Annotated in this window: 16 protein-coding genes; 13 read left to right on the forward strand and 3 right to left on the reverse strand. The window is 70.9% G+C overall.

Annotation, left to right across the window (positions count from 1 at the left end):
• Positions 1-177: 177 nt before the first annotated feature.
• On the reverse strand, positions 178-1,416 hold the full coding sequence (locus CLV54_RS03805) for a DUF349 domain-containing protein (RefSeq protein ID WP_100343660.1): 1,239 nt from the start codon (positions 1,414-1,416) through the stop codon (positions 178-180).
• A gap of 82 nt (positions 1,417-1,498) precedes the next feature.
• Entirely contained in the window at positions 1,499-2,275 is a 777-nt protein-coding gene (locus tag CLV54_RS03810; RefSeq protein WP_100343661.1) for a peptidylprolyl isomerase, read from the reverse strand.
• 176 nt (positions 2,276-2,451) lie between these two features.
• Between CLV54_RS03810 and CLV54_RS03815 the strand changes: the two genes are divergently transcribed.
• From CLV54_RS03815 to CLV54_RS03845, 7 genes are all read left to right on the forward strand, one after another.
• Complete coding sequence (locus tag CLV54_RS03815) at positions 2,452-3,930, forward strand: replication-associated recombination protein A (protein WP_100343662.1); 1,479 nt, start codon at positions 2,452-2,454, stop codon at positions 3,928-3,930.
• A gap of 279 nt (positions 3,931-4,209) precedes the next feature.
• Entirely contained in the window at positions 4,210-4,839 is a 630-nt protein-coding gene (gene rpsD, locus CLV54_RS03820) for a 30S ribosomal protein S4 (RefSeq protein WP_100343663.1), read from the forward strand.
• A 359-nt stretch (positions 4,840-5,198) separates the two neighbouring features.
• The gene (locus tag CLV54_RS03825) at positions 5,199-6,242 is read left to right on the forward strand and encodes an ATP-binding cassette domain-containing protein (RefSeq protein ID WP_100343664.1); all 1,044 of its coding nucleotides are present in this window, start codon (positions 5,199-5,201) and stop codon (positions 6,240-6,242) included.
• Positions 6,239-7,102, forward strand: a complete 864-nt coding sequence (locus CLV54_RS03830) for an ABC transporter permease (RefSeq protein WP_100343665.1) — start codon at positions 6,239-6,241, stop codon at positions 7,100-7,102. The genes CLV54_RS03825 and CLV54_RS03830 overlap by 4 nt, the downstream gene beginning before the upstream one ends.
• Before the next feature lie 101 nt (positions 7,103-7,203).
• Positions 7,204-10,683, forward strand: coding sequence for a TM0106 family RecB-like putative nuclease (locus CLV54_RS03835; protein ID WP_100344348.1), 3,480 nt, complete (start codon positions 7,204-7,206; stop codon positions 10,681-10,683).
• Between the two features lie 237 nt (positions 10,684-10,920).
• Positions 10,921-11,688, forward strand: a complete 768-nt coding sequence (locus tag CLV54_RS03840) for a DarT ssDNA thymidine ADP-ribosyltransferase family protein (protein ID WP_100343666.1) — start codon at positions 10,921-10,923, stop codon at positions 11,686-11,688.
• A 50-nt stretch (positions 11,689-11,738) separates the two neighbouring features.
• On the forward strand, positions 11,739-12,221 hold the full coding sequence (locus CLV54_RS03845; RefSeq protein ID WP_100343667.1) for a nitroreductase family deazaflavin-dependent oxidoreductase: 483 nt from the start codon (positions 11,739-11,741) through the stop codon (positions 12,219-12,221).
• A gap of 49 nt (positions 12,222-12,270) precedes the next feature.
• Here the strand turns inward: CLV54_RS03845 and CLV54_RS03850 are convergent, their stop codons facing one another.
• Positions 12,271-14,409, reverse strand: a complete 2,139-nt coding sequence (locus CLV54_RS03850) for a RecQ family ATP-dependent DNA helicase (RefSeq protein ID WP_100343668.1) — start codon at positions 14,407-14,409, stop codon at positions 12,271-12,273.
• 171 nt (positions 14,410-14,580) lie between these two features.
• On the opposite strand from CLV54_RS03850, the gene CLV54_RS03855 reads away from it, so the two are divergent.
• The 6 genes from CLV54_RS03855 (at position 14,581) to CLV54_RS03880 (ending at position 20,860) form a co-directional block, all read left to right on the forward strand.
• Positions 14,581-15,009 carry a DUF948 domain-containing protein gene (locus CLV54_RS03855; protein WP_100344349.1) on the forward strand — a complete coding sequence of 143 codons (429 nt, stop codon included), beginning with the start codon at positions 14,581-14,583 and terminating at the stop codon, positions 15,007-15,009.
• Between the two features lie 68 nt (positions 15,010-15,077).
• Complete coding sequence (locus CLV54_RS03860; protein WP_100343669.1) at positions 15,078-15,272, forward strand: hypothetical protein; 195 nt, start codon at positions 15,078-15,080, stop codon at positions 15,270-15,272.
• A gap of 96 nt (positions 15,273-15,368) precedes the next feature.
• Positions 15,369-18,026, forward strand: a complete 2,658-nt coding sequence (alaS, locus tag CLV54_RS03865; RefSeq protein WP_100343670.1) for an alanine--tRNA ligase — start codon at positions 15,369-15,371, stop codon at positions 18,024-18,026.
• Between the two features lie 2 nt (positions 18,027-18,028).
• Positions 18,029-18,499 (forward strand): Holliday junction resolvase RuvX, encoded by a 471-nt coding sequence (gene ruvX / locus CLV54_RS03870; protein WP_100343671.1) that lies wholly within the window; start codon positions 18,029-18,031, stop codon positions 18,497-18,499.
• 2 nt (positions 18,500-18,501) lie between these two features.
• Positions 18,502-19,980, forward strand: a complete 1,479-nt coding sequence (gene mltG / locus CLV54_RS03875) for an endolytic transglycosylase MltG (RefSeq protein ID WP_245861325.1) — start codon at positions 18,502-18,504, stop codon at positions 19,978-19,980.
• A complete protein-coding gene (locus CLV54_RS03880; RefSeq protein WP_100343672.1) occupies positions 19,973-20,860 on the forward strand; it encodes a shikimate dehydrogenase in 888 nt (295 codons plus the stop codon). The genes mltG and CLV54_RS03880 overlap by 8 nt, the downstream gene beginning before the upstream one ends.
• Positions 20,861-20,866: the final 6 nt, after the last annotated feature.

Consider the following 20,866-nt stretch of genomic DNA (forward strand, 5'->3'; position numbering starts at 1 on the left):
ACGTGAGCGACCGCTCGCCCCGACCCGATGCGTTGGACCATGATCAACCTGCCGGCCGGAGCCAGCCGGGCATTAGCGTGAGACACGAGAGACCTCCGTGGGATCGAGGGAACCTAGACAGCTCCAACTCGACCTCGGAGGTCTCTCCTACGTCAACAACGATCCGGGTCAGTACACCTAGCGGCCGAGTGCCTGCAACCAGATGCGACGGGCGTCCAGGGCCTCCTGGGCTGCCGCGATCTTCGCGGTGTCGCCGCTCGCCGTCGCCTCGGCCAACTCGGACTCGAGCTTCGCGATCGCGTCTTCGAGCTGACCCGCCAGACCCTCGGAGCGGGCCTTCTTCTCCGGGTTGTTGGTCTTCCAGTGGTCGTCTTCGAGCTTGCGGACGGCCGTCTCGACCTTGCGGAGGCGGTCTTCGATGACGCGCACCTGCTCGCGGGGGACCTTGCCGATCTCGTCCCAGCGACGCTGGATCGCCTGCAGCGCCGTGCGGGCCTTCGCGAAGTCGGTCTCGGCCAGAAGCGGCTCGGCCTCGTCGAGGAGCTCGAGCTTGAGCGTCAGGTTGCCCTGGAACTCCTCGTTCTCCTTGGCGTCGACCTCGCTCTTCGCGGCGTAGAGCTCGTCGCCCGCCGCCTTGAACCGGGCCCAGAGGGCGTCGTCCTGCTTCTTGCCGGCCCGGCCCGCACGTTTCCACTCATCGAGCAGATCGCGGTAGACGGGGATGCCGGCCATGCCCTGGGGGATGAGCGACTCGGCCTGGTCGATGAGGGCCTGCTTGCGCGTGCGCGCGTCACGGTGCACGCTGTCGAGCTCGGCGAAGAACGCCTTGCGGTTCTGCTCGATCGTCGTACGCGCGGCCCTGAAGCGCTTCCAGAGCTCGTTGGCATCGTTCTTCGGCAGGCGCGGACCGTCTTGCTGGTGGGCCTGCCAGCGCGCGTAGAGAGCATCCAGCGAGGCGGTGGTCTGCTTCCACTGCGTCTTCGCGGGGTCTTCGGCGGCGAGCGCCTCCGCTGCGACGACGATCTCGGTGCGCTCGGCGATCGCGGCGGCGATCGCGGCCTTCGCCTCGGCGCTCTGCTGCTCGGTGAGCTCCTCGACGGCGCCGCCCAGCTTCTCGAGCCGGGTGGAGAGCGACTCGAGGTCGCCCACGGCGTTCGCCGTGGCGACCGACTCGCGGAGGGTGGAGACGGCGCGCGCGATGTCGGATGCCGGAGCACCGCGCTTCGCCCGCTGCTCGAGCAGGGTCACCTGGCCCTCGAGATCGGTGAACTTGCGCTGGAAGTACGCGAGAGCCTCCTCGGGCGTGCCATCCGGGTACTGACCTACAGCGCGTTCACCCGTGGAAAGACGGACGAAGACGGTACCGGTGTCGTCGACACGACCCCAGGCCTGTTGTTCACTAGACAAGAGCCTCACCTTGCTGGAATTGGATGCTGCCAGCCCACGAGGGGCATTGCCGTCAAGCCTATTGCACTCCCTGCGGGGGAGTGTCGCCCCGTTATTGCAGGGTGAAGCTCGTGATCGTCGTCGCGACGGCGGGCGCGCCGTCCGAGCCGCCGCCAGTGATGCCCTTGTCGGTGATCTCGGACTTGAGCTGGTCGAGCCCGCTCGTTACGTGACCGATGACCGAATAGCCGCCCGCCGCGTCCGAGGGGATCGTCGTGTCCTCGTAGACGACGAAGAACTGGCTGCCCATGCTCTCGGCGTTGCCGCCCTGGCGGGCCATCGCGATGGTTCCCGCCGGGTAGAGGTCGTCGGCCGGGGCGTTCTCGATCGGGCCGTAGCTGTAGCCGGGCCCGCCGCTGCCGTCGCCTGCGGGGTCGCCGCACTGCAGCACGAAGAAGCCTCCGTTGGTGAGGCGGTGGCACGAGACGCCGTCGTAGAACCCGCTGTCGGCCAGGCTGATGGTCGACGAAACCGCCTGCGGGGCGAGCGCGCCGTCGAGCTCGACGCCGAGGGGCACGTCGTTGAGCGTGAGGGTGCCCGTCCAGCTGCGGTTCTCGGCGAGACCCGGGCTGGGCACGCCGTCCGCGGCTGCGGAGGCCGACGGCGACGGGCTCGCGGTGGGCTCCGGCGCGCCGGGGCCGCCGGTGAAGTAGACGACCTGTGCGCCGACGGCGATGACGAGCACCACGAGGAGGGCCGCTCCCGCGATCACGTTGTCGCGCACACGCCGCTTGATGCGGTGCTCGTGCACGCTCTGCCGGGCCTGATAGGCACGCAGCCGCTCTCGCGCTTGGCGTCCTTCACGGTCGTTCTGCTTGCTGGGTGCCACGGCATTCCTCTTACCTGGGCGCCGACGATGGCGCGAAGACAACGGGTCGGGATCGGGCGCCAGAGGGACGGGCGCCGAGAACCCCAGATGAACTTTACGCACCTCGTGGTGATGCGACCAAATGACGCGGGCCGACCGGCGCGGCGCGTGTCGGAGGCAGCAACTACCCTGGGGTGATGGCACAGGCTCAAACGGGGTTGCTGAGCGGGGCGACCCCGCTCGCGGTGCGGATGCGACCCACGAGCCTCGACGAGGTCGCCGGTCAGCGGCACCTGCTCACGCCCGGCTCTCCCCTCGTCAACCTCGCGAGCGACGTGACGGGGGAGCAGGGCTCGGTCTCCGTCATCCTCTGGGGCCCTCCCGGTACGGGCAAGACGACTCTCGCGCAGGCGATCGCGCACTCCTCCGGCCGGCGTTTCGTCGAGCTCTCGGCCGTGACGGCCGGCGTGCGCGACGTGCGCCGGGTCATGGAGGAGGCGATGACGACCCGCGACCTCTACGGGCAGTCGACGGTGCTCTTCCTCGACGAGATCCACCGTTTCACCAAGGCGCAGCAAGACGCCCTGCTGCCCGGCGTCGAGAACGGCTGGGTGATCCTCGTCGCGGCGACGACCGAGAACCCCTCGTTCTCGGTCGTGTCGCCCCTGCTCTCCCGTTCGCTGCTGCTCACGCTGCAGCCGCTGAGCGACGACGACCTCGGCGTCGTGGTCGACCGCGCCGTCGCCGACCCGCGCGGGCTGGGCGGGCGATTCGAGCTCGAGGCCGAGGCCCGTGCGACCCTCATCCGTCTCGCATCGGGCGACGCCCGACGGGCACTGACCGCGCTCGAGGCCGCCGCGGTGACCGCCGCGTCGATGAGCGCGGCAGCCGCGGAGACGGGTGAAGCGGAGACGGACGAAGCGGGCGACGAGGGTGCCGGTGACGAGAGCGCGGGCGACGAGAGCGCGGGCGACGAGGGCGCCGAGACGGGCGATGAGGATGCCGCCGAGCCGACCGCCCCGCCCGAGCCCGACAAGCCCGTCATCACGGCCGAGCACGTCGCCCTCGCCGTCGATCGTGCGCTCCTGCGCTACGACCGCAACGGCGACGAGCACTACGACGTCATCAGCGCCTTCATCAAGTCGGTGAGGGGCTCCGACGTCGACGCATCGCTGCACTATCTCGCACGGATGATCGAGGCCGGCGAAGACCCGCGGTTCATCGCCCGCCGCATCATCGTGCTCGCCTCGGAGGACATCGGCATGGCCGACCCGCAGGCGCTCCTCGTGGCCGTGGCCGCAGCAGACGCCGTGCAGTACATCGGCATGCCCGAGGGCCGCATCTCGCTCGCCCAGGCCGTTGTGCACCTCGCCACGGCGCCCAAGTCGAACGCCGCGTACATGGCCCTGGACGCCGCGATCGCCGACGTGCGCGCCGGCCGCATCGGCCGCATCCCCAAGCACCTCCGCGACGCCCACTATCCCGGTGCCAAACGCCTCGGCCACGGCAAGGGCTACCAGTACCCGCACGACGACGCGCTCGGGGTCCTGCGCCAGCAGTACGCGCCCGACGAGCTCGCGGGGGCCGTCTACTACCGGCCCACCGAGCACGGCAACGAGCGCGACGTCTCGGCGCGGCTCGCGAAGCTGCGCCGGATCGTGCGGGGAGTCGAGTGAGCCGGGATCGAGTGAGCCCGCGAGCAGGGTCGGGCGGGACGTCCTGTCGTCTGCTATGATTTCTGTTGCCTACAGCGGGTTTTGTCGTGCGGCTGCGTACGAAACTCTGCTGGATGGGGAACGCCTTGTAGCCGGGCATCCCGTGGCAACATCCCTCTTCATACTTTCGCAGTCCGTCTGCGCCTGTGCTCGTGCGCTGTTCTCAGCAGTTCAGTGCCCACCGGTACGCCCAGCGGCTGCGGTCCCGAAGACCGATGTCGTAATTATTGAAAGGAAACCGTGTCTACCAAGTCACGTACCCGTAGCAAGACCCGCCTCTCCCGGTCGCTGGGCATCGCCCTGACCCCGAAGGCAGCCAAGTACCTCGAGAAGCGTCCCTACGCTCCGGGCGAGCACGGGCGCACCAAGCGCAAGGCCGACTCGGACTACGCCGTTCGTCTGCGCGAGAAGCAGCGTCTGCGTGCCCAGTACGGCATCCGCGAGGCGCAGCTCAAGATCGCCTTCCAGGAGGCCCGTCGTGGCACCGGCCTGACCGGTGAGAACCTCGTCGAGCTGCTCGAGATGCGTCTCGACGCGCTCGTGCTGCGCGCGGGCTTCGCCCGTACGACGGCTCAGGCCCGCCAGATGGTCGTGCACCGCCACATCCTCGTCGACGGCCAGCTCGTGGACCGCCCCTCCTTCCGCGTGAAGCCGGGCCAGCTCATCCACGTGAAGCCGAAGAGCGAGGGCATGGAGCCCTTCCAGGTCGCAGCGGCCGGCGGTCACGTCGACGTGCTCCCGAAGGTCCCGGCCTACCTCGAGGTCGAGCTCGACAAGCTGCAGGCGCGCCTCGTGCGTCGCCCGAAGCGTGCCGAGGTGCCCGTCACCTGTGAAGTACAGCTCGTCGTCGAGTACTACGCCGCGCGCTAGTCTCACGCACCACCTCGAAGGAGGGGTCACGGCTTCGGCCGTGGCCCCTCCTTTCGTCTGCGCGAGTCGGCTGCGCGAGGCGACTGCCCGGGTCGTCTGCGAGGCGACTGCTCGGGCGATCGAGGGGCCGACGAGACCACTCGAGATCGAGGAAGGTGTGACCGGCGTGCCGAGGGGGCGGTGACGCCGATCACACCTCCACCCAAGAGACGCGCCGGGGCCGAGATCATGACGCGGGTCTTCGGCGATTCGAGGGAGCTGCGGGGGATTTCGGGGGAGGCGGACGTCGGCCTCGGTGTGTACAGTGTCCACATGATTGATTTCCCGTGACCGTCGACCACGCGAACCGGAGATGACCTGTGGACTTCATCGAAGCGATCGGCCTCGCCAAGAGCTACACGCCCAAGCGCGCCGAGCCCGTGCACGCCCTCGACGGGCTCGAGCTGCTCGTTCCGCAGGGCACCGTCACAGCCCTGCTCGGGCCGAACGGCGCGGGCAAGACCACAACCGTCAAAGTGCTGACGACCCTCATCCGGCCGGACGCCGGCACGGCCACGATCGACGGGATCGACGTGCTCGCGCACCCCGAGCGCATCCGCCCGATCATCGGGGTCTCGGGGCAGTACGCGGCCGTCGACGAGAACCTGACGGGCCTCGAGAACCTCGACATGGTCGGGCGGCTCTACCATCTCGGCGCGCGGCAGTCGCGGGCGCGGGCGAAGGAGCTCATCGAGCTCTTCGACCTGAGCGACGCGCAGAACCGGGTGGTCAGAGGCTTCTCCGGCGGCATGCGGCGGCGGATCGACCTCGCCGGCGCGCTCGTGACCCGCCCGAAGGTGCTGTTCCTCGATGAGCCGACCACGGGCCTCGACCCGCGCAGCCGCCTCGGCATGTGGGACATCATCACGAGCCTCGTGGGCGAGGGCACGACGGTGCTGCTCACCACCCAGTATCTGGAGGAGGCCGATCAGCTCGCCGACAGCATCTCGGTGATCGACGACGGGAAGGTCATCGCGAAGGGCACCTCCGACGAGCTCAAGGCCTCGATCGGCGGCCAGCGGGTCGAGATCAACCTCGTCTCGGCCGACGATCGCGGCGCGGCCGTCGAGATCCTGCGCCGCTTCGGCACCTCCGAGCCGAGCGTCTCGCCCGAGGGCCGAGAGCTGACCGTCAGCTCGGACGACGCGCCCGTGGCCCTCCAGCACATCCTCGCCGCCTTCGGCGAGCAGGGGGTGCGGCTGTACGACGCCGGCATGCGGCGCCCGACCCTCGACGACGTGTTCCTGCGGCTGACCGGGCACATGGCCTCCGATGAGGGGGAGGGCGAGGCATCCGGCCCCGAGGCCTCGGGTGAGAAGAGGGGCGGGAAGAAGAACGACGCGAGCGAGAGGAGGGCGTCATGAGCGCCACGACACGGGCGGCCCACCTCGACACGCCGGGCCCCGGCACTCCGCGCACGCCATCGCCCATCGCCGACTGGCTCAACGACGGCTGGATCACCACGCGCCGCAACCTCATCAAGATCAAGCGCGTTCCCGACATCCTCGTCTTCACGCTGCTGCAGCCGATCATGTTCGTGCTGCTGTTCACCTACGTCTACGAGGGCGTCATCGACATACCGGGCAGCAGCTACACCGAGTTCATCATGGCGGGCATCTTCGCGCAGACCGTCGTCTTCGGCTCGACCTACTCGGGCTCGGCCATGGCGCAGGATCTCAAAGACGGCATCATCGACAGGTTCCGCACGCTGCCGATGAGCCCCTCGGCCGTGCTCGTCGGCCGCACGAACGGCGACCTCTTCATCAACACGGTCTCGATGGCGGTCATGATGACGACCGGCTTCATCGTGGGCTGGCGCATCCGCTCGAGCTTTCTCGAGGCCGTCGCCGCGGTCGCCCTGCTGCTGCTCTTCGCGTACGGGCTCTCGTGGGTCATGGCCTTTCTCGGTATGAGCGTGCGCAGCCCCGAGATCATCAACAACGTCTCCTTCCTCGTGCTCTTCCCGCTCACCTTCATCTCGAACGCCTTCGTTCCGGCCGACACGCTGCCGCCGCCGTTGCGGGTCTTCGCCGAGCTCAACCCCGTGTCGGCACTCGTGCAGTCGGCCCGCATCCTGTTCGGCAACGTGCCGCCGGGCGCTCCCGAGCCGGATGTCTGGACGCAGCAGTACCCCATCCCGACCGTGCTCATCGGCGTGGCCGTGATGCTGCTCGTGTTCGTCCCGCTCGCGATCCGCAAGTACGCGCAGGTCAGCACCCGCTGACATCCCGCCCCACGAGGTCGGTCGTGGCCTGTACCGTCGAGGCAGACGGATGCCGCCCACGCGATCCGTCGTGACCAGGCCGACACCACCAGGGGGTGACGATGATTCTGCTCGGCACAGACACCGGCCCTGCTGTCGTCTACTCGGCGAGCGATCTGGTCGCGGCCTCGAGGTGCGAGTGGGCGGTCGTACGCAGGCTCGACGCACGGCTGGGCCGGATCGAGCAGCCGCCCACCGCCGAGGACGACATGCTCGCGCGAACGGGCGCGCTCGGCGACGCCCACGAGCGGCGGATGCTCGAGCGGCTACGCGAGACGTGCGACGTCGTCGAGATCGAGCGCCCGCAGCTCGACGAGATCACGACGGCGACGGAGGCGACCACGGCCGCCCTCGCCGAGGGAGCGGGCGTCGTCTTCCAGGGGGCCTTCTTCGACGGCCGCTTCCTCGGCTACGCCGACTTCCTCATCCGCGGCGGCGACGGCCGCTACGAGGTCTACGACACCAAGCTCGCACGCTCGGCCAAGATCACGGCGCTCCTGCAGCTCGCCGCCTACGCGGAGCAGCTGCAGGCGCTCGGCGTGCCCACCGGGGAGCAGGTGCACCTCGTGCTCGGCGACGGGCGCACGAGCACGCACCGCCTGCGCGACATCCTGCCGGTGTACCGCCGGCGCCGGGCGCGTCTCGAGCGGATCCTCGACGAACGGCTCGCCGACGACGCGGCGAGCGAATGGGGCGACCCCCGGTACACGGCGTGCGGGCGCTGCGAGGTGTGCGAGGAGCAGGTGCAGCTGCACCGCGACGTGCTGCTCGTCGCCGGTCTCAGCCTCGTGCAGAGGGCGAAGCTGCGGGCGGCCGGCATCATGACGATCGAGCAGCTGGCGGGCGCGGCGCCCCGCGCGCCATCCGACGCGGCATCATCCCTCACGCCCGTCGCGGTGCCCGGCATGGCGGCGGCGACGTTCGCGGCGCTGAGCGAGCAGGCCCGCTTGCAGATCGCGCCCGTCGACGCGCGGCATCCGCTGGCCTGGGCCGTCGTGAGCCCGCGTGCGCTCTCGGCGCTGCCGGCGCCCGACGAGGGGGACATCTTCTTCGATTTCGAGGGCGACCCGCTGTACCAGCAGGGCGAGTCCTGGGGCCTCGACTACCTGTTCGGGCTCGTCGACGCCCGCGGCCGGTTCCGCGCCTTCTGGGCCCACGACCTCGCCGAGGAGCGCCAGGCGCTCATCGACTTCCTCGCCTATCTGGCCGAGCGGCGCGCGCGGTTCCCGGCCATGCACGTCTACCACTACGCGAGCTACGAGCGCACCCATCTGCTCACCCTCGCCGCCCGGCACGGCGTGGGCGAGGAGGCGGTCGACGATCTGCTGCGCAACCACGTGCTCGTCGACCTCTACCCGATCGTGCGGCAGGGCCTGCGCATCGGCAGCCGCAGCTACTCGCTCAAGAAGCTCGAGCCCCTCTACATGGGCTCGCAGCTGCGCTCGGGGGTCGCCAACGCCGCCGACTCGATCACCGAGTACGTGCGGTCGCGTGAGCTGCTCGCCCAGGGCGACGCGGATGCCGCGGCATCCGTTCTCGCGCAGATCGCCGACTACAACGCCTACGACTGCCTCTCGACCCTGCGCCTGCGCGACTGGCTGTTCGAGCGCGCCGCCGAGAACGCCGTGAGCCTGGCCGGGGCCGACGAGCTGACCCTTCCGGTGCCGATCGCGGAGCCGGACCCCGTCTATCTGGCGCTGACCGCGCAGCTCGCGGCGGTGCCGCCGGGGGAGCGCACGGCCGATCAGACGGCCCTCGCGCTCGCCTCGGCGGCGATCGACTACCACCGGCGGGAGGGCAAGAGCTTCTGGTGGGATCACTTCGCCCGGCTGCGCGATCCCATCGAGGAGTGGGCCGACACCCGCGACGTCTTCGTGATCGACCGGGCCGAGGTGCTGCGCGACTGGGCCGTCGAGCCCGGCAAACGCACGGCCTCGCGGGTTCTCCGGGTCGAGGGCACGGCGGCGCCCGGCAGCTCGTTCGGGGCCGGCGCCTCGCCGTTCGTGCTCTACGACCCGCCGTTCCCGCCGATCGAGCAGAACAGCGAGCCGGGCGCACGACGCGCCCACGATCGCGCGACGCTCGTGCAGGACGACGACGGGAACTGGCTGCTCACCGAGCGTCTCAAGCGGGATGCCGCACCCTACGACCAGCATCCGGTCGCCGTCACCCCGGGCAAGCCGCCGCCCGCCGGATCCCAGATCGGCGCGATCGGCGAATGGGGCCGCCGGGTGCTCGACGCGCTGCCCGGGATGCTGCCGGACGCCGCCCTCGACATCCTGCGCCGCGAGCCTCCGCGGGGTGGGCTCGTCGCGGTGGGCTCGTCGGTCGGCGACGCCATCCGCGACTCGCTGCTGCGCATCGACCACTCCTATCTCGCTGTCCAGGGCCCGCCCGGCACGGGCAAGACGTACACGGGCTCACGCGTGATCGCGGAGCTCGTCAACGATCACGGCTGGAAGGTCGGGGTCGTCGCGCAGTCGCACGCGACCGTCGAGAACATGCTCGAGGCGATCGTCGACGCGGGGGTCGACGCGCGTTCGGTCGGCAAGAAGCCGAAAGACGGCGACACGCGCACGAGGCCGTGGCAGAGGCTCGACGGCGCGGGCACCGCGGGCTTCCTCGCCCGGCCCGGCGGGCGCGTCATCGGCGGCACGGCCTGGACCTTCAGCAACGCCGGCACGGTTCCCCGAGAATCGCTCGACCTGCTCGTCATCGACGAGGCCGGGCAGTTCTCGCTCGCCGCCACGATCGCGGCGGCCGTCTCGGCGAGACGGCTGCTGCTGCTCGGCGATCCGCAGCAGCTGCCGCAGGTGAGCCAGGGCACTCATCCCGAGCCCGTCGACGTCTCGGCGCTCGGCTGGCTCTCGCACGGTCACGACGTGCTGCCCGCGGAGCTCGGCTACTTCCTCGAGACGAGCTGGCGGATGCATCCCGCCGTCTGCGAGCCCGTCTCCCAGCTCTCGTACGAGGGCGCGCTGCGCTCGCACCCCTCCGACCGGCGTCTCGACGGCGTCGAGCCGGGGCTGCACACCGTGCCCGTCCCGCACGTCGCCAACTCGACGTCGTCGATCGACGAGGCGGATGCCGTCGTCGCGATCGTCGCGGAGGTGCTGGGCCGCGAGTGGTCGTCGAAGGGCTCGACCGCACCTCTCGGCACCGACGGCGTCATCGTCGTCGCCCCCTACAACGCGCAGGTCGAGCTCATCCGCTCGCGGCTGGCCGCGGCCGGCTACGGCGAGGTCGCGGTCGGAACGGTCGACAGGTTCCAGGGGCGGGAGGCGGCGATCGCGATCGTCTCGCTCGCCGCCTCGTCGGCCGCGGAGGTCCCTCGGGGCATCGAGTTCCTGCTGCTGGCCAATCGGCTCAACGTCGCGATCTCGCGGGCGCAGTGGGCGGCCTACCTCGTCTACTCGCCGTTCCTCACCGACTACCTGCCCACCTCGATCGGCGCGCTCGCGCAGTTGAGCGCCTTCCTCCGGCTCGTCGAGGGCGGCGAGGGCGGGGGCGCCGGCGGGGGCGAGGTCGGCCCGGGCGGGTGAGCAGCACAGAACAGCACAAGCACAGAGCAGGTCAGCACAGAGCAGGGCAGAAGCGGCAGAACAGATCTGTGGATCGTGCCCTGAGGCGCACGGCTGTCCACATCTACGCGTAACGTAGAGGGTGTGACCCTTTTCCGTAGCGGACGGGCGCGTACGGAAGGCTGTGCAGTGGGCGACGAATGTATTCACGGGTTCGAGAACGGGCTCTGCGACTCGTGTTACCCCAAACCGGCACCGGTGGTCGACGCCCTCGCGGCGGCGCCGCGGGCGAGCCGGGCCCGCTCGACGCGCGCCCCCTCGCTGCGCGCGGGAAGCTCGTCGCGATCGTCGACGTTGTCCAAGCCGGCGGTCGACGTCGGGGAGCAGCGCATCTACCACATGACCCACATCGACAACCTGCCCGGCATCCTCAGCAGCGGCAGCCTGTTCTCGCAGGCGGGTCAGGCCGAGGCGTCCCAGCCGGCCATCGACATCTCCTCGGCGCCCAACCGCGTCTCGCGCACCACGATCGTGGTCTCCGACGACGGCGACAGCGTCGCCTCGTACGTGCCGTTCTTCCTGAGCACCGACGCGACCGTCTGGCAGAACCTGCGCACACGCACGGCCGACCCGCGGCTGGCGAAGGCCGCGAGCGGTTACGCGGCCACCGAGTTCGTGGTGCTCGTCAGCACGATCAAGGCCGTGGCCGGGGGGATCGTGCACGACGAGTACTCCGGCCCGGCGATCGCGGTGACCGACGGCGACGCCACGGGGGCCCTCACCCGGTTCGCGACGGCCCCCTACGAGACGCGGCGTATGCTGCAGACCCTGCGCGACGAGGACGAGGCCACGCGCATCCTCGACGCCGAGTACCTCGTGCACGACGCCTTCCCCGTCGAGCTCGTGACCCTCATCGGCGTCGCGAACGTGAACGTGCGGCACACCGTGAAGACCATGCTGCAGGCCGCGGCCATGCCGACGAAGCTCGTCGTGCACCCGCCGTGGTTCCAGCCGGCCGAGGTCTGAGCGGCTGCTCGTGGCCGCCTCCGTGAGCTCGGGGTCGTGAGAGGCCTGCGATGAGCGTGCTCCGCGGCATCCGCAGTCTGGTCTCGGCCTTCTCGCGCACGCGGTTCTTCCGTCGTGTGGGGCCGGTCGTCATGCCGCCGCTCGAGCGCGGGATGGCCTGGCTCACCCGGGGCCGCGTGCAGATGAGCGGGCTCATCGTGCCGACCCTCGTTCTCACGACGATCGGCGCGAAGTCGGGGCTCGAGCGCGAGACGACGCTTATGTACTGCCCCGAGGGGCACGGCAGGATGCTCGTCACGGGCAGCAATTTCGCGCGCGAGGATCATCCCGCCTGGACGGGCAACCTCCTCGCCCACCCCCAGGCGACGGCGACCGTGCACGGACGCCCCGTGCCCGTGCGCGCGACGCTCATCGGCGACGAGGAGCGCGAGGAGGTGTGGCGCACGATCGAACGGCAGTGGCCGGGGTATCGCGGGTACGAGCGCTCCTCGGGGCGGACGCTGCGGATCTTCCGGCTCGAGCCGGTCGCGTAGGGCGTAGGGATCGGGGCATCCTCTTGACCCTCTGCGGTCGATCGACCGCTCAGGCGCGCAGGGCCAGCACGAAGGGCAGCACCTCGGAGGCTCCGCCGAGCCGCAGCGCCCGTGACACGACCGTGAGCGTCCACCGGCTGTCGGCGAGGTCGTCGACGAGCAGCACGGGATGGCCGGCGGGTGTGTCGAGCCCGTCGGCGGCGAACCGCTCCCACACGCTCGCGAGCCGGTAGGCGCTGTTGCCGCCCGGGTCACCGCTCGGGCCGCCGTTCGCGATCGGCACGGAGCCCAGGTAGGGCAGCCGCCCCGCCCCGGCCAGGCCCCGGGCCACCGACTCCACGAGCAGCGGATGCCGCTGCGACGGCACGCTGGCGACGGCGACGGGCCGCTCCTGCCAGCCCCACTCGGCGAGCACCCGCACGCACGCGGCGATGAGCGCAGGGCTCGCCGGGGCGTCGACGGCCCCGGGGGCGAAGAGCTCGCGGAGCGTGCCGCCCCAGCCGAGATCGGTGAGCCGGGCGAGCGCGCGCCCCGCCGACATCCTCTCGCCCGCGGCGATGTTGCCGCGCACGGGGACACCCAGCCTCTCCATGCCGCCGGGCCACTGGGCGCGGGGCTCGAGCTCGACGCCGACCCGCTCGAGCGAGGCGGTCGCGGCGACGGCCGCCTGCTCCTCGATGCCGTTCGGGTACCAGGGCCCGGCGCAGTTGTCGCATCGGCCGCACGGCACGGCCGTCTCGTCGTCGAGCGCCCGCTGCAGGAACTCCATACGGCAGCCGGTGCTGCCGGGGCCGAGCCGCTCGTAGTCGAGCATCGCCTGGGCCTCGGCGACCCGCGCTGCGGAGATCCTCGCGTAGCGCTCGGCGTCGTAGCTCCAGGGCTCGCCGGTCGACACCCAGCCGCCCTGCACCCTCCGCACGGCGCCGTCGACGTCGAGCACCTTGAGCAGCAGCTCGAGGGGGGTGCGCCGCAGGTCGACCCGGGCTTCGAGCGCGGGCGTGGAGAGCGGCTCGTCGCTCAGCTCGGCGATGACGGCCTTCGCCTTGCGCTCGTCGGGCATCGAGGCCGTCGCGAAGTACGACCAGATCGCCTCGTCTTCGTTGCCCGGCAGCAGCAGCACCTCGGCGTTGGCGGTCGCACGGCCCGCGCGACCGACCTGCTGGTAGTAGGCGACAGGGGAGGAGGGCGCCCCGAGGTGCAGCACGAAGCCGAGGTCGGGTTTGTCGAAGCCCATTCCGAGTGCGCTCGTGGCGACGAGCGCCTTGACCTCGTTGTTCTTGAGCCTGCCCTCGAGGGCCTCGCGCTCCGCCGTGTCGGTGCGGCCGGTGTAGGCGTGCACCGCGTGACCGGCCTCGCGCAGCAGCCGGGCGGTGTCCTCGGCGGCCGAGACGGTGAGCGCGTAGATGATGCCGCTGCCCGGGAGCGAGCTCAGATTGGTCAGGAGCCACGCCAGGCGCGATCCCGAGTCGGGCAGCCGGAGCACCCCGAGCCGCAGGGACGCCCGGGCGAGCGGGCCGCGGATGGTGACGACCGGCTCGGTCAGCTCGGTCACGGAACCGGCGCCCGGACCCGACGCGGGATGAGCGAGCTGCTCCGCGACATCCGCGACGACCCTGCTGTTGGCCGTCGCCGTCGTGGCGAGCACGGGGACTCCCGGCGGCAGGCTCGCCACGAGGTCGCGCAGCCGACGGTAGTCGGGGCGGAAGTCGTGCCCCCAATCCGAGATGCAGTGGGCCTCGTCGACGACGACGAGCCCCGCACGGCTCACGAGGGTGGGCAGCTGGTTCTCGCGGAACGCCGGGTTGTTGAGGCGCTCGGGGGAGACGAGCAGGATGTCGACCTCGTCGTCGCGCAGGCTCTCGAGGATCTGCGACCACTCGTGGGCGTTCGCCGAGTTGATCGCCACGGCCCGCACGCCGGCGCGGGCCGCCGCGGCGACCTGATCGCGCATGAGCGCGAGCAGCGGCGAGACGAGGATCGTCGGCCCCGCGCCCCGCCGCCTCAGCAGCAGGGTCGCGACGAAGTAGACCGCGGACTTGCCCCACCCGGTGCGCTGCACGACGAGGGCGCGGCGGTGCTCGTCGACGAGCGTCTCGATGGCCTCGTACTGGCCCTCGTGGAACTCGGCGTCGTCACTGCCGACGAGGCTGCGCAGGACGGCGAGGGCGGAGGTGCGGGTGTCGGTCATGCACCCAGCCTGTCAGGTGCCGGCGACACACGCGGCGGCCGAGCGGATGCTGTGGAGGATCCGTGCCCGTTGACGCCTGGGGAGGAGGCCGGGCTAGGCTTGTCGAGGCGCGAACGACGCGCGGTCCGCATCCGGCGGCCGACGCATGCCAACGAGGGAATGAAGGTGCCCATGTCGGGTGGAGATATCGCAGGGCTCATCGCCGCGGGCGTTTTCGCCGTCCTCGTGGCCATCATCGCGGTGCCGCTCCTGAAGCTCGGCCGGGTCTTCGACCAGACGACCGAGGCCATCAAGGAGACGAGCGAGAACGTCGTGCCGATCCTCGAGGAGAGCGCCACGACGCTCCGCGAGACCAACAAGCAGATCGCGCGCATCGACGCCATCACGAAGAACGTCGAGGAGGTCACGGGCAACGTCTCGGCCCTCGTCGCGCTCGTCGCCGCGACCGTCGGCGGCCCGCTCATCAAGCTCGCCGGGTTCAGCGCCGCGGCCAAGGCCGCCTTCTTCCCGGGATCCCGTCGCTCCCGCAGAGCGGGCGGCGGCGCGGGCGCCCCGGGAACGGGCGGCGGCCGCGCGAGCGGCAGCGGCCCGCGCGGCTGAAAGAGTTTCCCCTAAACTTGAGGGCAGGGTTCGCGCCGCTTCCCGGCACCCACATCCAGGAGTTGTCCATGAAGAACGTCATTTGGCTCGCCATCGGTATCGGCATCGGCTTCGTCGTCGCCCACAACGTCAACAAGACACCGCAGGGCGGCCGCTTCTTCGCCGATCTGGATGCCAAGGCGCGCGAGTTCGGCGCGGCCATCAGCGACGGCTATCGCGCCCGCGAGGCCGAGCTGCGCGACGCCATCGAGAACGCGGACTGAGCCTCCACACCCTTCGGCGGACCGCCGCCCGGCTCGCCCGGTCGTCTCCCTACGCCCGTCCTCCCCTGCCCACCTCCCTCCACACCATCGGACCTCATGCAGACTGCTGACATTCGCCAACGCTGGCTCGACTACTTCGGTTCACGCGGACACACGGTCGTGCCATCCGCCTCTCTCGTGAGCGAAGACCCGACCCTGCTCTTCACGGTCGCCGGCATGGTGCCGTTCATCCCGTATCTCACGGGTCTCGTGCCCGCGCCCTTCCCGCGCGCGACGAGCGTGCAGAAGTGCATCAGGACGCTCGATATCGACGAGGTCGGCAAGACGACCCGTCACGGCACCTTCTTCCAGATGAACGGCAACTTCTCCTTCGGCGACTACTTCAAGGAGCAGGCGATCGAGTTCGCCTGGGAGCTCCTGACGACGTCGGAGGCCGACGGCGGCCTCGGCTTCCAGGAGAAGGACCTCTGGGTCACCGTCTACAAAGACGACGACGAGGCCGTGAACTTCTGGAAGAAGACGGCCGGGCTGTCCGATGAGCGCATCCAGCGCCTGGGCATGGACTCCAACTACTGGTCGACGGGCGTTCCCGGGCCCGCGGGCCCGAGCTCCGAGATCTTCTTCGACCGCGGGCCGGCCTACGGGGTCGACGGCGGCCCCGAGGCCGACGAGAACCGGTACATCGAGATCTGGAACCTCGTCTTCATGCAGTACCTGCGCGGCGAGAGCACGGGGCCCAAGGAGTTCCCGATCCTCGGCGAGCTGCCCAAGAAGAACATCGACACGGGCATGGGGCTCGAGCGCGTCGCCTTTCTCAAGCAGGGCGTCGAGAACCTCTATGAGATCGACCAGGTGCGCCCGGTGCTCGACGCGGCCGCCGAGATCTCCGGCATCCGCTACGGAGCCGAGCACGACCACGACGTGCGCATGCGCGTGGTCGCCGACCACGTGCGCTCGGCGCTTATGCTCATGTCCGACGGCGTCACCCCGTCGAACGAGGGCCGCGGCTACATCCTGCGCCGCCTGCTGCGCCGCTCGGTGCGAGCCATGCGCCTGCTCGGGGTCGACACGGCCACGCTCCCGCTGCTGCTGCCCGCCTCCCGCGACGCCATGAAGGCCGCCTACCCCGAGGTCGAGGACGACTACGCGCGTATCGCGCAGACCGCCTACGCCGAGGAGGAGACCTTCCTGCGCACACTCGAGAGCGGCACGAGCATCCTCGATCTCGCGGTCACGAAGACGAAGGAGTCGGGCGCCGACAAGCTGCCCGGCAACACGGCCTTCCTGCTGCACGACACCTACGGCTTCCCGATCGACCTCACGCTCGAGATCGCCGACGAGGCGGGCCTCTCGGTCGACCGCGCGGCCTTCGACACGCTCATGGCCGACCAGCGCAGCCGGGCGAAGGCCGACGCGAAGGCGAAGAAGACCCACCTCGCAGACCTCTCGGTCTACAGCGAGTTCCGCGCCCAGGGCGAGACCGTCTTCACGGGCTACGAGCTGCTCGAGACCGAGTCGAGGGTGCTCGGCATCATCGTCGACGGCGCCTCGGTCTCGCGGGCGGGCGAGGGGCAGATCGCCGAGGTCATCCTCGCCGAGACCGCCCTCTACGCGGAGTCGGGCGGCCAAGAGGCGGATGCCGGCACCATCGTCGGTCCCGGCTACGAGCTCGAGGTGCTCGACGTGCAGAAGCCCGTCAAGGGCCTCATCAGCCACAAGGTCATGGTCACGAGCGGCGAGGTCGCCGTCGACGCCCCGGCCACGAGCCTCGTCGACCAGGATTGGCGCCGCGGGGCCCGTCAGGCGCACTCGGGAACGCACATCCTGCACGCGGCCCTGCGCCAGGTGCTCGGTCCCAATGCTCACCAGTCCGGTTCGTACAACAAGGCCGGCTACCTGCGTCTCGACTTCTCGTGGAACCAGGGGCTCTCGAAGGAGACCCGCAGCGAGATCGAGGAGATCTCCAACAACGCGATCCGCGACGACCTCGAGGTCGTCACCCGCGAGCTGCCGATCGCCGAGGCGAAGGCGCTCGGGGCGATGGCGCTGTTCGGCGAGAAGTACGGCGACACCGTGCGGATGGTCGACATCGGCGGCCCCTGGTCACGCGAGCTCTGCGCGGGCACCCACGTGACGCACAGCTCCGAGGTCGGCATCATCAACCTCGTGAGCGAGGCCTCGGTCGGCTCGACCAACCGCCGTGTGGAGTCGCTCGTTGGCCTCGAGGCCTTCAACGACCTCGCTGCCGAGCGGGCGATCGTCACCGAGCTGACCTCCTCGCTCAAGACGCCGCGCGAGAAGCTGCCCGAGCGCATCGCCGATCTCGTCGCCAACCTCAAGGCGGCCGAGAAGAAGATCGCGGCCTACGAGGCACGCGCTCTCAGCGACCGGATCCCGAGTCTCGTCGGGGCGGCGGAGCAGCGCGACGGCCTCACGATCGTGGCCGCGAGCGTCGACGGCCTGACCTCGCCCGACGAGCTGCGCACGCTCGTGATGGGCGTCCGCGAACGCTTCGGCACCGAGGCATCCGTCGTGGCCCTCGCCTCGGTCATCGCCGACAAGCCCGTCGTGATCGTCGCGACGAGCCCCGCGGCGCGGGAGCGCGGCATCAAGGCCGGCGCCCTCGCGAAGCTCGCGGCCGGCGTCCTCGGTGGCGGTGGCGGCGGCAAGGACGACCTCGCGCAGGGCGGCGGCTCGAACCCGGCGGCGGTGCCGGAGGCCCTGGCGGCGATCGCGGCATCAGCGAAGGGCTAGGCGTGCGTTCGGGCGTGCGGCTCGGAGTCGATGTGGGCAAGGCCCGCATCGGCGTGGCCCGCAGCGACCCGCACGGGATGCTCGCGACGCCCGTCGAGACCGTCGCGCGCGACGACGGCGGGAGCGCCGACGTCACGCGCATCGCGGGGATCGCGAGCGAGCTGGAGGCCGTCGAGGTCATCGTCGGCCTGCCGCTCGCGCTCTCGGGCAACGTCACGGCCTCGACGACCGACGCGCTGGAGTTCGCCCGGCGGCTCTCCGACGCCCTCGCCCTGCCGGTGCGGATGGTCGACGAGCGTCTGACGACCGTGAGCGCCCAGTCGGCGCTGCGCGCCTCCGGGCGGTCGTCGAAATCCTCCCGTCCGGTGATCGATCAAGTCGCTGCCGTTATAGTTTTGCAACAGGCCCTCGACATGGAGCGTTCGTCCGGTACCCCCGCCGGCCGACTCGTCGGCGAACACGAAGGACCATGAGCTTGTCGAATCCCCCCACTGGATCCGCCGACGACGGCGACCGCGACGGGCGTGACAACGCACCCCTCGACTGGGATCAGTTCCTGAGCGCGCAGGCCGTGCCGCCCCGTCCCGCTCAGCCGGCCGTGCCGTCGTCCGCCACCCCCGCATCCGCCGCCGTGCCTCCCGCCGTCCCGCCCGCATCGGAGACCGGCGTGCCCGCGACCCGTCGCGAGGCGCGCGAGCTGGCGCGAGCCGGCGAGTCGGCGCGAGCCGGCGAGTCGGCGACGGGACAGACCGCGACGGAGCAGTCGGCGACGGGCGCTCCCGCGCTCGGCGGGCCGCTGGCGGGCGGGCCGCACGAGGAGCCGCTGCCCTCGACGCACTCGGCGGGTCGCGCGTCCCGGCGGGCCGCCGTCACGAGCTATCCGCCGCGCGAGAAGCGCCCAGGCCGCGGCCGGGGCGCCTGGGGCTGCCTCATCGTCCTGGTCGTCTTCGTCGCGCTTATGGTCGCCGGGTTCTTCGCGATCCAGGGGCCGCTCGCGAGCCTCATGGGGCCCGGGGAGTCCAACGACTACGAGGGCTCGGGAACGGGCGAGGTCACGGTCATGATCCACGAGGGCGACATCGGCGAGACGATCGCCCAGACGCTCGTCGACGCGGGCGTCACCAAGTCGTTCGACGCCTTCTACGACCTGCTCATCGCCCAGACCGACGAGCCCGTCTTCGCCCCCGGCGCCTACCGGCTGGCCGAGAAGATGAGCGCCGCGGCCGCGCTCGACGCCCTGCTCGATCCGGCCAACCGGATGGAGGACACCGTCGTGATCCCCGAGGGCACGGCGGCGGCCGTCGCACTCCAGGACATCTCAGAGGGCACCGGCGTGCCACTCGCCGATCTGCAGGCGGCGGCCGCGGACTACGGCTCATACGGTCTCCCGCCCGAGGCGACGAGCGTCGAGGGCTTCCTGTTCCCCGCGACCTACACCTTCCCACCGGGAGTCACGGCCCACGACATCGTCAAGACCCTCGTCGACCGCATGTTCCAAGCCCTCGACAGCGCGGGCGTCGCCCCGGAGGACCGCTACCGCGTCGTCGTCTTCGCCTCGCTCGTGCAGCGCGAGGCGGGTCTGCGCGACGACTACTACAAGGTCGCCCGGGTCTTCCAGAACCGTCTCGATCAGGACATGCTCCTGCAGTCGGACGCGACGGTCGCCTACGGCACGGGCAACACCCACCTCGTGACGACCACGGATGCCGAGCGGGCCGACGCCAACAACCCCTACAACACCTACGTGCACCCCGGGCTGCCGGTGGGGCCCATCTCCAACCCGGGCGATCTCGCGATCGACGCCGTGCTGCATCCCGCCGACGGGCCCTGGCTGTACTTCGTGACCTGGAACCTCGACACGGGGGAGACGATCTTCTCGGCCACCCTCGAGGAGCACGAGGCCGCCGTCGAGAAGTGGCAGGCGTGGATGGCGGACCACCCCGAATATGGCTGAGCGCGGGAACGCGGTGCCGGCCCGCCGTCTCGCCGTCCTCGGCTCGCCCATCGCGCACTCGCGGTCTCCGCGCCTGCACGCGGCGGCCTACGAGGTGCTCGGCCTGCCCTGGAGCTATGAGGCGATCGAGGTCGACGAGGCGGGTCTCGGGCCCTTCCTCGACTCCCTGACCCCCGAGTGGCGCGGGCTGTCGCTCACGATGCCGCTCAAGCGCGAGGCCGTGCGCCTCGCCGGCCGCGTCGACCGGATCGCCGCCCTCACCGATGCAGCGAACACGATGCTGCTGGGTGCCTCGTCCGGCGAGCCGCGCTCCCGCGAGGTCTTCAACACGGATGTCGCGGGCATCGTCGGCGCGCTCGGCGACGTGGGGCTCGTCGAGGCGAGACACGTGGAGATCCTCGGGGGAGGCGCGACCGCGGCATCCGCCCTCACGGCCGCCGCCGAGCTCGGCGCCGAGCACGTGAGCATCTCGGCGCGGAACCCCGCCAAGCTCGGCCCCCTCGAAGACCTCGGCCGGCAACTCGGCCTCGCCGTCGCCGTCGGCGCGCTCGGCGAACGCGCTGAGACCGAGGCGGAGCTCGTCGTGAGCACCCTGCCCGGAGACGCGACGGATGCCGGACAGCTGCGTGCAGCGGACCCCGCCCGTTCGGTGCTGCTCGACGTCGCCTACGACCCCTGGCCGAGCGCGCGCGCGCAGCAGTGGGAGCGCCGGGGCGGTACGGTCGTATCCGGGCTCGGCATGCTCGTGCACCAGGCGCTCGTGCAGGTGCGGATCTTCGTGGAAGGGGATCCTCTGGTGCCCCTCGACAGGGAAGAGCCCGTGCTCGCCGCGCTGCGCGCGGCTGCAGGAATCGACGAACGCGGCGCACACCTCGCGTGACGATCG

The organism is Compostimonas suwonensis, assembly GCF_002797855.1.
Taxonomy (GTDB): domain Bacteria; phylum Actinomycetota; class Actinomycetes; order Actinomycetales; family Microbacteriaceae; genus Compostimonas; species Compostimonas suwonensis.

What these genes read in the sequence shown, in the direction of transcription:
- CLV54_RS03815 (WP_100343662.1), top strand. Translation starts at nt 2,452, where the DNA reads ATGGCACAGGCTCAAACGGGGTTGCTGAGCGGGGCGACCCCGCTCGCG.
- CLV54_RS03830 (WP_100343665.1), top strand. Translation starts at nt 6,239, where the DNA reads ATGAGCGCCACGACACGGGCGGCCCACCTCGACACGCCGGGCCCCGGC.
- CLV54_RS03835 (WP_100344348.1), top strand. Translation starts at nt 7,204, where the DNA reads ATGATTCTGCTCGGCACAGACACCGGCCCTGCTGTCGTCTACTCGGCG.
- CLV54_RS03845 (WP_100343667.1), top strand. Translation starts at nt 11,739, where the DNA reads ATGAGCGTGCTCCGCGGCATCCGCAGTCTGGTCTCGGCCTTCTCGCGC.
- CLV54_RS03850 (WP_100343668.1), bottom strand. Translation starts at nt 14,409, where the DNA reads ATGACCGACACCCGCACCTCCGCCCTCGCCGTCCTGCGCAGCCTCGTC.
- CLV54_RS03855 (WP_100344349.1), top strand. Translation starts at nt 14,581, where the DNA reads ATGTCGGGTGGAGATATCGCAGGGCTCATCGCCGCGGGCGTTTTCGCC.
- CLV54_RS03860 (WP_100343669.1), top strand. Translation starts at nt 15,078, where the DNA reads ATGAAGAACGTCATTTGGCTCGCCATCGGTATCGGCATCGGCTTCGTC.
- alaS (WP_100343670.1), top strand. Translation starts at nt 15,369, where the DNA reads ATGCAGACTGCTGACATTCGCCAACGCTGGCTCGACTACTTCGGTTCA.
- CLV54_RS03880 (WP_100343672.1), top strand. Translation starts at nt 19,973, where the DNA reads ATGGCTGAGCGCGGGAACGCGGTGCCGGCCCGCCGTCTCGCCGTCCTC.